We start from the raw sequence: 12602 nt of genomic DNA on the forward strand, positions 1-12602 counted from the left end.
TATGTAGTAGACCCTGAAAACGCAGGTTCAAGTAGTTTATTGGACACCCCAAACGCTGAGCGTTAGGAACTATCGAAGTTGGTTCATCGGCTGAATTTTAAAGTAACTCGCTACATCGCCGAAATCGACAGGCTGTCCGTCGCAGGGGAGATCCTTGACGGTGCGGAGTGGCGGGGTGGCGCCAATCCCTACGTTCCGAACAGCCTCTTTCAGCGCGTCTGCCAGGGTGGCCGGCGACAGGGACGCCAATGAAATCAGCCGGTCCGAGCGATGGCTCATATTCTTTCCCTCATAGGCATTCGTGATTGTCAGACAGCCTGCATTCGCCATTTCAAGCGGTGGGTAGCTGGGGTGCGGACTGACCATCAGGGAGACGCCGAGCGCACTGCGATTCAGCATGTCGGCGTAATCGTCCAGCGTCATTTTACCCACAACGCGAGCGTTGCGCAGCGCGCCAATGGCAGCCGGGTCAAATGGCTCTCCTGCGAAGACGATTTCGTAGCCTTCGGACTCCGCAGGGTTTTCCCGCTGCCAGCGGCGCAGGCCCTCAACCAGGATGTGGAAGCAATTTCGCGGCGTGCCCGGGCGCCCATAGCAAATGATGGACTTTTCTTTCGGTGTGGGTCGTATCAGCTGATCGAGGCGCTCGTTCAGCGTATACGGAACATACCACGCCGCGCGGAAATCATATCTTTGCTGCATAAAGCCGAACAATTCTTCGGAATTGATGATCGCCAGCGTGTCGTCGCCGCGGTGATAGGTCGCTTCGGCAATCGCGTAATTCTCGGACCAGCTGTAGAATCCCGGCTCATAGTCTTGAATGAGGTAAACGACGGGGCGATCCACCTCAAAAACTTTCTGTTGCGCATCTTTCAGACGGAAGGCGAGGTCTGCTGTCCACCAGGCGGTAGCAAAGAAGATGTCCGTGCTTCTGACGGCCAGCGGCTCCTGAAGGTTGGAAGGTATATCCACGACGGTCGCGCCGCCCGCCGCATCCGCTCTCGGTGGCACGAGGGTGACGCTCGTGCCCAGCCGGCGGCTGACTTCCTGAATGGAATCCATGTCGACATCGTCCGTCGTGACCAGCACGCGCAATTCGACACCCAACGCATCCGCGAGAGACTTATACGTCGCGATCGCAGTCGATATGCCGCCATACACCTTCTGCGGCTTCAATGTGGGAAGGACCAGATTTAGCCGGGCTTCGGTCCGTGGCGATGCGGCGATCTCTACCGGATATACTTCGCCCACATGGTGAAACAGATTGGCTCGGTTCACATTGTTGGGAAGGAGTTGTGTGATCGGGAGCCCGGCTTCGAACGCCAAATCGTGTTTGTTCAGAAAAGCCGCATTGGCGAGATGGTCATCATCGGCAGACTTCGAAACGACCTTTCGGAATTGAAAGCCTTCGTTTTCGCAGACGTACAGGAAGGACCGTTCAATTGCATGTGCCAGCGTGCCATCGATCTGGCCTTCTTCCGGGTCGAAGTCCTCATAGCTCAGCCCGAGATCGAACAAAGGCTGAAGGACATCACGCCGTGCCCAGAACATTGTGCTCGTCGGAAACTCGAGCAGATTGTCCGCATCGATGTGGCAATCCATTCTGGCGAGCAGGGCGCGCGCCTTGTCAAAATCAAAGCCCCAGTTTCTGAGGTCTTTCACCTCTCGAAAATGCTCTGAATAGACCAGTCCAAGTGTCTCCTGAGTGAACAGCTTCAGGATGGAGCGGACGATCGCTTCAGACCCGATCAAGTTCTCGCGCAGGAATCTGCCCCAATCGGCGTAGCGTTCGTCGTGTTTTGATTTCTTGGTGTGCAGATGGAAGACCAGCTCTGCATCGCCAATATGGCGTCCACCTTCAATCAGGAAAGGGGCGACATCTCGCCCGCGGTTTGGCGTAACGACGACGTCGCCATCCAGTCCGCGGTCCACGATAAAGGCCATAAGCTCGGCTTGCTTGTCGGTGGTGTCTGTTGTGAGCAACAGGCGCATCGGTAGATTGAGCGCAGCCAGTTCATCCAGAATGTCCCGAGCCACGTCTGTGTAGAAACAGTGAATGACGCCAAATATGCGCGGCACTGGGATGTTCTCTTCCTCAAGACCATCCAGAGGCAGGGCAATTGGACGTAGCCATCCATTGCCCGGATTGCAGGCATTCTGCGCGCCATGCTCGTTGTAATCGCCAAAATGACCGAAGGCGGGAGACGGCACGAAGGAGGGGGATTCAACCGGACCGTTCGCGACGCTCATTCGCGCGGCCAGGTGGCGTTTGAGTTTGTCCGTCCGCTCTTGCCCGAGGGCGGCGACAATTCTCGGATCCTCCAGCTCCAGGATCTCGGCGGTGATCAACTGGGCCTTCCAGAATGGGAAGTCGTCATCGATCAGCTCTTCCCAATAATGGATAGTTGGATTGACGCCTGTTTCTTCGGCTCCATCGACATGGTAGAGCGCTTCACAGACGTGACCGGCATCCGATAGCTGGTCGCTGATGTTGACTTCCACGTGATGGATCAGGTCGATCTTGTCAGCGTGGTAATTCAGTGACCTGAACTGATTGAGCGCTCCGTTTTTCAGGGCGGATTTCTTGATCGCGATCGCGTATGACTGAAGGTGTGGCTTCACTTCCAGGTTGCGTGTGCAGAAGGCGATGTCCGCTTCAGACTCGTCCACTCGCTTGCGATAGTTTTTCAGGCTTTCGCCGCCATTGACGGGCAATACGCTGTCGTTTGCCAAGATCACCAGATTGGCACCATCTAGTCCGCCCAAGAGCCGGAGCCCGTGGCGCCATGCACCGAAGTCAAAGCCAATGTTCTCGCGAACGATCAGTCCGTCGCAGTCTATTGCACCGGTGGCGACATGTTCATCATACTTTGCAGCATTCACGATCAGGATGAGCTTGAAACCTGCGGACTTCCAGCTCTGAATAATATCGTTCTGCAGTTCAGTGACGCGGCCGTCGGGTGAGAAGAGAACGAGAACCACAACGTCGTCTGCTGACGAAATGGTGGGGGCTTGCTGAACAGAATAGAGTGCTTCGCGGTGAATCAACTCGGGTTCCCGATGGACTTCGGGCGGAGTCTGTGCCGGAAGATCAAGGGAAAGCGCTTGACGCCGTGTGGGTTCGGCCGAGTTTCGCGAGACTCGTGGTTCCAGACTGAGTGTATAGACGCCTCGATCGAGTGCCAAATTGGGGTTGTAATAGGGATCCTGACGCAGGACGTCTCCCCATCTCTCCAGCATGTAGTCGCGTTCGCGTTCGAAGCGTTCGATCTTTTCCGGCGTATCTTCAAAACCTCTGGACTTTGATTCATGGTGATGAAGCAGCGCGTAGGGGGTCCAGATAATGCGATGACCCGCTTCCCGAATTTTCAGGCAGAAATCAATGTCATTGAACGCAACCTGCAGATTATCCTCGTTCAAGCCTCCGACGTTCTCGAAAATATCTCGACGTGTCAGCAGGCATGCGGCGGTGACCGCAGAGACTTCCCTGACCAGTCGAGCATAGCTGAAATACCCCTCGGCATTGGCAGGAATGCCGACCATTCCGTGTCCGGCGACGCCGCGCTCTTCCGCCCCGATGCCCAGCACGACGCCTGCATGCTGAACCGTTCCGTCCGTATAGAGGAGCTTTGCTCCAACAGCGCCCACTCCGCTTTGGGATAGTTCCGCCACCATTTCTGTCAGCCAGTCAGGCGAGATGACTTCCGTGTCGTTGTTGAGGAGGCAAACGAGCGAGCCTGCGGAATGGCGGACGGCAAAATTGTTGATCGCAGAATAGTTGAATTTGTCATCATACAGAATCACTCGGACGTTCGGAACGGCTTCGAGCTCTCTGAAATACTCAAGCGTCTCGTCTTTTTCGCTCTGATTGTCGACGATCAGGATTTCGAAGTTCGGGTACGTTGTTTTTTGCAGTACCGATTCGACGCAGGGCTTGAGCACATCGAGGCCGTCTCGTGTCGGGATTACGATCGAGACGAGAGGCGAGGTTTCGGGGGCGTTCAGCTTGAGGCGATAATAGCTGAGATCTTCCGCAGCTTCGACGTGGCCGTTTATGCCGCGTCGTTCAACGGCTTCTTGCAACGCCTTTATACCGGCCTCGAGTGCGTAGGATTTCTCTCCCGCGTCCAGCGCGGTGGATCCTGGCATCACTCGCCAGTGATAAAGTATATGAGGGATGTGAACGATCTGATCGACTCGGATCCGTTCTGTAACCCTCAAGACGAGGTCGTGATCCTGAGCACCCTCGAAGCCCTCGCGCAAGCCCCCAATCTCTCGTAACAGATCCGCATCGTACGCAGCCAGATGGCAAACCATGTTCTGTTCGAACAACAAACGCTCGTTCCAAGCGGATTTGAAGTAGGGTTGTGAGCGCGCGCCGCGAAGATCAACCTTGTCTTCATCTGAATACAGCATTTTTGCGTTGGGATTGGAGTTGATTGCATCGGCCATGCAGAACAGCGCATTTGGTGCCAGCAGGTCATCATGGTCCAGCAGTGCGATCCAGTCGCCGGTTGCAACTTCAATGGCCGAGTTGGATGCGCGTGAGATATGACCATTTTCCGTTCGGAAAACCACTTTGATCCGGTCGTCTCGCTTTTCATACTCCTCCAGTACCTCGCGGATTTCTGGGTCGGATGAATTGTCGTCCGCTATGCACAATTCCCAATTGGGATAAATCTGGTGCAGAACGCTTTCGATGCATTCTCTGAGAAGTTTGATCGGTGTATTGTAAACCGGCATCACAACGGAGAACTTCGGGTGGTTCGCCATCCCATTGATTGCCTGGTCCATTTCCGCGCGATCGTCTTCGGAAATGGCGTCGAATTCCTTGATCCAGTCGCGATACATTACGGCCTGGATGCTCTTGTCCGAAGGCCCCAGCTTGCGCGACTCATGCTCCGCACGCAGACGGGCGCCCGCCTCTGACGTGCCCAGCTTCAGGGCATTGACCAGTGTTCGTCCGACCAGTTTTGCTGAATGCGGTGCCGACGTCGCGGTGCTTCCGACGATATGTCGATAATAGTCCAGCGATGAAATCTTGCTGAGCTCAATCCTGGAAATGCCGAGTGAAACGTCATGACCCCGGCGGGCATCTAGCGGGTCAAACCGGATCTGGTGAACCTGTTCATTGAGCGGGATCAGGGCGACGGCTGTTCCGGACTGGTCGACATCGAAGACAGCCCGGATTGTGTTGTCTTCATCGAAACCCAACCCGTAATCAAAATAGAACCGCGCGCGCTTGAGACCGTCTTCCGGGCGTGAAAACTTGATCTTCAGACGATAGTGCCCCGGTTCGAAATAGTCCGATGATACCGGATTCAGAACGATGTAAGGATCGTCATTTTGCACATGCAGATACATGTACCCGTTTTCGAACGCGAACGGCACCAGTCCGCTCATTGCGCTCATCCGGACACCAATATTAGGCGTCGCCAGCAGGGCGTTCGGATCAAGATTTTGCCGCAATGACAGATGATGAGACAGCGAGCTGACGCCCGCGTCTACAGTGATCTTGTGGACGGCAAGGTGCGTCTGTGCGCACAGCCGGTTGCTGGGGGACAGCTCGCTCGCACCAAGCGACAGATACGTCGCGAGCACATTCTGACCCGGGCGAAGCACGCGGCCGATTTGTGTACGGACGAAGGTGGGGTCAAAATACGGGTTCGGCCAGGCTCCCTCGGCCTCTCCAACAAGAATATAGTGTGACAGTGGAGGGATCTTGCTGATGTCCAGGTCTGGGTACTGGGTAAGATAGAATGCCGTATCGAACACGCCGGATGGGTCACGCCCCTCTGCGGCACCGTGCAAAACATAATGCCGGATTGGGTCACCCTTGAGATCAGAAATGTCAGGATATCGCGCGCGGTACCAAACGGGATCAAACAGACCCGAATTGCGAATCAGCCGAACTGACAGGAAGCGTTTGACGGGTATGGCGACCATGTGAATTTATCTCGTTTCCAAGGATTACCGAACCGTCAAAGGTATCGATAAGCGCCTTTTTGCAACGGAAGTGTGTGTTGGCTGGAATTGCCAATCGACGCAAGCCGATAGCCCTGCTTGTTTGCAAGCGCGCCTGTAATTCGTTCAACCGCATGGGCCATCGTGCCATCGGTTTGACCATGCTCCAGATCAAATTCAGTAATGGTGATGAGTTCGTCGGTCAGTTCCTTGACGACTTCATGCCGGGCATAGAACATCGTGCCCGCGATGAAGCCTGATGTTTCAAAGTCTTCCTGTTCTATGCCGAGACGAGGCAAGATGGCCGAAATGGTCGACCCGTTAGAGCCCAGATAGTCGACGGTCGACAGGACGTGACCGTCCGGACCAAGCAATCCGATATCGGGCGAGGATTCAAAAATGGTGAGCGCACGCTGCGGACCGTCCAGTCCCAGCAGGCTTTCAAAAAGATGACCGCGCCAATTCTCACCGTTTTCAAGGTGGACGCTTTTCTTGGTGTGAAGTTTGAGGACGTAATCAGGCTTGTCCTTGTTCACCCACCGCATCGCACTCAGAAAGGGCGCGACATCGCGGCCGCGGTTTTCTGTTTCGATCAGCGCATAAGGCCGATCCTGTGCTTCCAGAATTGGCTGCACGTTGACCAGCTGATTGAGGGGCGTCGTCACGTAAAGCTTCAGCGGCACCTTTGTATGCGCTAGGCGATCCAGAATTTCCGGTAACAGCGCCGGATAGAAGGCATGAATTATTACGGCCAGCCATGGCTTGCTTCGCGTCGGCGTTTCGCCGTCAGACGCTCGCAACACAGCCGGCAGCGCGGGCGGTGGCAAACGCCCAACAGTCGCATCGCCAGACGACAAGAGCCTCAGCAGGCGGCGGGACACTCTGCTGCGCGGGCGACGCTGTACGGCTTCGTCCGTGGTTTCTCCCCGAACGAAACGAAGTGTGGCGCGCAGGGGGGCCGTGATCTTCCAGGACGTACTGTTTCTGAACTGGTCTATCTCGGCTTCAGACCGCGAAAGAGCGTCCCGAAGATGCGCAGATGACTGAATCTCGTACTGGGCGATCGCGCGATATGACTTAACCTGGCCGCGCTGCGCATCGGCCTCGGCTGACAAAGTATCATGGCGCTGTTGAAGATCAGCCAGTTCTTCCTGAATGGTGCGTAGGGATTCGTTCGCAGCTTGCAATGCGCCCGTCGTGGCGTCCAGTTCAGCTCGGACCTGTTCCCGCTCTGTGACGGCCAGCCCATGTGCATGGGCAACCTGCTGGAGCTTTTCATGGATGTTTGAGAGTTCGTTGCGTGCGTCGTCTCTCTCTCTGCAGGCTTGATCATGTGCGTGCTGAATGGTTTCGGCGCGGTCTGATGTCGATTTGGCGTCTGCTAAGGCCTTGTCACGCTGTTCGCACGCAGAATCGTGAGCTGTCTGAACTTCATGCAGTTGCTTTTCCAGCGTGCGAACGGCTTTGGTTTGCGCATTGGCGTAATTTTGGCTCGCCCCCGCGATATCTTCCAACGCGTCCATGTTGCGGGCGAGCGGAGCAATTTCATCAAAGCGCTCAAGGGCCGTCTCGAGCGATTTGTTGCTCGTTGCCTTCCTGTCGTCGCCGGGCAGTTTCGCCAGCTTGAGAATGCCGTTGTATAGCTCAGTGACACTTGTAATCGTGTCGCCGGACAGGTCCAGCTCTCGGGAACTTACCTTGTTGGACTTCAGCTTCTGCTCCAGGAACTCGTCCTGATAGCTGATCAGCTCTGGTGCTTCCGGGGCGGGCATCTCCAACTCAAAGGCGTCGCTGATTCTACGCAGTTGAATGAGCGGTTCATCAAGGATGCTGTCGAAATTGACAAACAGGCGCGTTCTGCCCTCTGTGGAGCGCACAGCGTCACTTATGTAGCGCCCCCAGAGGGCGGTCGCACGCGTGATCGACATGCCGTTTCGCTTGTTGAGCGACAGGGCCACTTCGAGAGGATTCCTGACGGGGATCACGAAACCGCACCCGGTTTGCGAATCATCGATGACGCTTGTCCAGAAGGGGAGCAGAATGCTCAGCCGCGGATCCTTGAGCCCAATTGTCGGTGAATCGTCAAATTTGCGAGAAAGCAACAAGCCTGCTTCGACGCGCTCATCTATCAGGCTCGATTTTGTCAGGTCTTCATGGCTGATGGGGCTGAGGGCGTGCCATTTGCGGCCAATCTTTTCGAGAATGCGTTCGTTCAGGTTCACCAGATCCCGGTCTTCAAAGAAACCCTTCGGATTGTCGTCCTTCGGTGGGAGCAAATTGTCCCCGAGGTTTACGCCCAGCACTTCGAGGCCCTTGGTAATGGCGCTGGTGCCACTTCGGTGCATACCCAACACCATCAACAGCTTCTGTCGATGCGAGACGTCAGTTTCCTGGGGCTTGTGGGGCAGGGTTGTTTGCTCGTTCACGGGGAAATTCTGGCTCGTTCTACGCTGTAAGTTTTGTTCGCAGGCTTGTTCACAGTTTTGTCAAACTCCCCGCCTACGACAAGACGAGGCGGCTTTATAGTCAACTATCTAACGCGATGTTCGTAAATTGGGTTAATCTGAACAAAATCTGCCATAACCGTCAGCTTGCCTATTCGCGCGGGCTCACCTATCGCAGAAACGGTTTGCAAATTACAGTTGGTAGGACTTTATGGGAAGCAAGAAGGTCATAGTAACCGGCGGGGCGGGGTTCATCGGATCCGCTGTTGCTCGTCATTTGGTGCTTGATGACGATGCAGAGGTCGTCGTCGTCGACAAGATGACCTATGCCGCTAATCGGGCCAACCTTGCCCAAGCGGAGGCGACAGGACGGTGTCGCCTGGTTGTCGAGGACATTTGTGATCAGTCGGTCATGACGGAGCTCGTTGCCACAGAGCAGCCAGACCAGATTCTCCATCTGGCCGCCGAAAGTCACGTAGACCGGTCGATTTCCGGGCCACGCGATTTCATTGAGACAAATGTTATCGGAACATATTCCATGCTCGAAGCTGCCAGATCCTATTGGACGGGGCTTCCGGAAGGTGATGCGAAAGACGCTTTTCGTTTTCTCCATGTTTCAACCGATGAAGTTTACGGCTCATTGGGCAAGGATGGTCTTTTCCACGAGACAACCCCATACGATCCATCATCCCCTTATTCGTCTTCGAAAGCGGCATCAGATCATCTCGCAAAGGCATGGTTTCGGACTTATGGACTGCCGGTTGTCGTATCGAACTGTTCCAACAATTACGGACCGTACCATTTCCCGGAAAAGCTGATCCCGCTCGTCATACTAAACGCCTTGGAAGGAAAGACCCTTCCAGTCTATGGAGATGGTTCGAACATCCGTGATTGGCTTTATGTAGAGGATCACGCGCGCGCCTTGTCCCTCATCGCCACGAAGGGACGGTTGGGAGAGACCTACAATGTCGGCGGCCGCAATGAGCGCACGAATCTGCAAGTGGTTGAAACTATCTGTGACGAACTCGACCGGATCGTCCCTGCAGCGACGCCTCGCCGGGAACTCATAAAATTCGTGACAGATCGCCCCGGACACGATCATCGTTACGCGATAGATGCAACCAAGCTTGAAACAGAGCTGGGCTGGAAAGCCCAGGAGAACTTCGATACTGGACTGCGCAAGACAGTGCAGTGGTATTTGGACAATGAGGCGTGGTGGATGCCGCTAAGAAAATCGGTCTATTCGGGCGAGCGCCTTGGGCTCGCAGAGCCACAGAAGACCTGACAGCCAGAATAGTTTTCAGGGATAATCATGGGACAAGAACATAAAATTCTGGTCGCGGGAGTGACCGGGCAAGTGGCGCGCTCACTTGCCCTTGCAGACGCGCCCACCGGTGTGACGGTGCTGAATGCAGGCAGGCCCGAGCTTGACCTGCTGGATGGCGACACTGTGCGCGCGGCGATCGAACGCTACAAGCCAGACATCGTCGTGAATGCGGCCGCGTATACCGCCGTTGATCAGGCCGAGAGCGATGAGGATGCTGCGTTCGCACTGAACGCCGCGGGCCCCGGCCGGCTTGCCGCTGGGGCTGCGGAACATGCAATCCCGATCATTCACATATCGACAGATTATGTCTTCGATGGAACCAAAAACGCACCTTATGCCGAAACCGATCCCGTCGCACCGCTAGGTGTCTACGGTAGATCGAAACTTGCTGGCGAACAGGAAGTCGCGGCGGCCAATCCTGCGCATTTTATCTTGCGAACGGCGTGGGTCTACAGCCCATTTGGTAAGAACTTCGTCAAGACCATGCTGCGGGTAGGGGCAGGCCGTGACGAGCTGAATGTCGTTGATGATCAGTGCGGAAACCCGACCTCGGCGCTAGATATTGCCCGGGGCATTCTGGCCGCAAGCGCCAAGGTACTGAACGGCGATCCGGCGGCTACGCCCGGCGTGTACCACATGTCCGGCACCGGCGATGCCACCTGGGCAGATTTCGCGTCATTCATATTCGAATGCAGTCGAGATCTCGGCGGACCGTGTGCAGCCGTGAACCGGATTACTTCGGCTGAGTTCCCGACACCCGTGAAACGGCCTGCCAATTCTCGGCTCGATTGCCAAAAAATTGCTGACACATTCGGCGTGCGCCTGCCCGATTGGCGGGAGAGTGCGCGCGAATGTGTAGAAACACTGATACTTTCAGGAGAATGGAATTCATGAAGGGGATAATTCTGGCGGGAGGAAAAGGCACACGCCTGCATCCGATCACCCGTGGCGTTTCCAAGCAATTGCTGCCTGTCTACGACAAGCCGATGATCTATCATCCCATCACGACGCTGATGTTTGCAGGCATTCGTGAGATCCTGATCATTTCGATGCCCGACGCATTGCCGATGTACCGTCGCTTGCTGGGGGATGGATCCGAATGGGGGATGAGTTTCGAATACGTCGAGCAGGCAGAAGCGAATGGTCTCGCCGAGGCCTTCATTATCGGGGCCGATTTCGTGGGTGGTCAGAAAAGTGCGCTCGCTCTTGGCGACAACATGTTCTACGGCTCTGGGTTGAGTGGAGAGCTTTCCGCGGCCGGACAGATGAAGCAAGGCGCCGAAGTCTTTGCGTGCCAGGTCAATGATCCGTCAGCATTCGGTATTGTTGAAATGGATGATCAAGGCAAGGCACTGTCGATTGAGGAAAAGCCGAAAGAGCCGCGTAGCAACTGGGCAGTAACTGGTCTTTACTTCTACGATGAGAACGTCGTGGATATCGCCCGGGATGTGGAACCATCAGAGCGCGGAGAGCTCGAAATCACGACCATCAATGAGGTCTATCTCAATCGCGGTGACCTACGCGTCAATCGCCTGGCGCGCGGGACTGCCTGGCTGGATGCCGGCACGTTTGATGGCCTGCTACAGGCGTCGCAATTTGTGCAGACGGTCGAGAAGCGTCAAGGGATGAAAATTGCCTGTCCGGAAGAAGTTGCGTGGCGCAAAGGATTCATCGGTGACGAGCAGCTTCAGAAACTGGCTGCGACATACAAGAATGAATACGGCGCTTATCTCAAGGGGCTGTTGACTCACTGGAGCCGTTGAACACGTCTCGGCGAGGTCGCATTCTGACGTGAATTTTCCGTCGGCTCATGCGGAAGGGATCCCACGCCATGGAACGCGCCAGCTGCCAGACTGATGGCACGTTCTGGCGTCCGGGCCTTCCGCGGCGGCGCATTTCCGCTGCGCCTCTCAGACCGTCTTTCATGCCGCGCCATGTCTGACGTACGCGTCCGATCATTGCGCCTCGCACAAGGAGGTAGGCGGACAAGGCTACGTGGCCGGGCAGCGTGATGAAGAGCAGGGGCGTCGGCATATTCTTGGCGTAGGTCCAGACACGATTGCGGGTGCCATGATAAATCGCAAAGTCGCTTGCCCGGCCTGAAAGTCCGCCGCCGACATGATGGATCTTCGCATCCGGCAAAAAGATGCACGTATGGCCTGCCAATCTCAGACGGAAGCCGATGTCCACGTCTTCGCAAAAACAGAAGAAGCGTTCGTCCATTCCGCCGTGATCAAGAAAGGTAGCGGCATGAAACACAGCGCCCGCGCCGCAAGGGCTGAAGCATTCTCCTTCGCCCGGCAACTCGGTTGAAGACCTGCCAAAGCCGCCTCGCCAAGGAAATCCGAAGATCAGATAGGCGTCTCCCGCGCCGTCCAGAACGGCCGGGTCGGTGGCGTCGAACTGCGCTGATGCGAACATCCGGGCAGTAGGGTAGCGCGCCTGACCTTCAGCAATCTTTGCCAGCCAGTCCGGGGCCGCTTCCGCATCCGGATTCAGGCATACGAGCCATTCACCGCGCGCTTTCCGCGCCGCCAGATTGGTGGCACGCGCATAGCCGTGATTTTCCGTTTCCGCCATGAGTTCGAAGTCAGGCAGACCCGTTGTGTCGAGCTGGGTAGCAGATCCATCACTGGATGCGTTGTCGATCAGGATTACTTCAAAATCCCGACGTGACTGGTGGGCGAGGGAGTTGATGGCTTTCTGCACATAGCTGCCTCCATTGTAGTTCACGATGACAATGGAGAACGTCGGGTGCTCGACGCAGGTCGAGGTGTCATCAGCATTCGAAGAAAGAGTCATGATGCCAGAATCGAAGCCTACCTTATGGTTCGGCATCTTGTCGCATCTTCTGCCACAAGCGTCGA

General features: G+C 55.8%; 6 protein-coding genes. 3 read left to right on the forward strand and 3 right to left on the reverse strand.

Going from position 1 to position 12602, the window contains the following annotated elements; genetic code table 11:
* Nucleotides 1-69: 69 nt before the first annotated feature.
* Both HF931_RS08505 and HF931_RS08510 read right to left on the reverse strand, forming a co-directional pair.
* Complete coding sequence (locus HF931_RS08505) at nt 70-5946, reverse strand: rhamnosyltransferase WsaF family glycosyltransferase (protein WP_273243110.1); 5877 nt, start codon at nt 5944-5946, stop codon at nt 70-72.
* Nucleotides 5947-5981: 35 nt separating this feature from the next.
* Complete coding sequence (locus tag HF931_RS08510) at nt 5982-8321, reverse strand: rhamnan synthesis F family protein (RefSeq protein ID WP_273243112.1); 2340 nt, start codon at nt 8319-8321, stop codon at nt 5982-5984.
* Nucleotides 8322-8619: 298 nt separating this feature from the next.
* On the opposite strand from HF931_RS08510, the gene rfbB reads away from it, so the two are divergent.
* From rfbB to rfbA, 3 genes are read left to right on the forward strand one after another with little or no spacing between them, the layout of a single operon-like run.
* Nucleotides 8620-9693 carry a dTDP-glucose 4,6-dehydratase gene (rfbB, locus tag HF931_RS08515; protein WP_273243114.1) on the forward strand — a complete coding sequence of 358 codons (1074 nt, stop codon included), beginning with the start codon at nt 8620-8622 and terminating at the stop codon, nt 9691-9693.
* Between the two features lie 27 nt (nt 9694-9720).
* Nucleotides 9721-10629, forward strand: a complete 909-nt coding sequence (gene rfbD / locus HF931_RS08520; protein WP_273243117.1) for a dTDP-4-dehydrorhamnose reductase — start codon at nt 9721-9723, stop codon at nt 10627-10629.
* The gene (rfbA, locus tag HF931_RS08525) at nt 10626-11498 is read left to right on the forward strand and encodes a glucose-1-phosphate thymidylyltransferase RfbA (RefSeq protein WP_273243119.1); all 873 of its coding nucleotides are present in this window, start codon (nt 10626-10628) and stop codon (nt 11496-11498) included. The genes rfbD and rfbA overlap by 4 nt, the downstream gene beginning before the upstream one ends.
* Here rfbA and HF931_RS08530 read toward each other — a convergent pair.
* A complete protein-coding gene (locus tag HF931_RS08530; protein WP_273243121.1) occupies nt 11467-12573 on the reverse strand; it encodes a glycosyltransferase family 2 protein in 1107 nt (368 codons plus the stop codon). The two genes, rfbA and HF931_RS08530, sit on opposite strands and share 32 nt — an antisense overlap.
* Nucleotides 12574-12602 lie beyond the last annotated feature (29 nt).

Source organism: Hyphomonas atlantica corrig. (assembly GCF_017795365.1).
In the GTDB taxonomy this organism is placed as follows: Bacteria; Pseudomonadota; Alphaproteobacteria; order Caulobacterales; family Hyphomonadaceae; genus Hyphomonas; species Hyphomonas atlantica.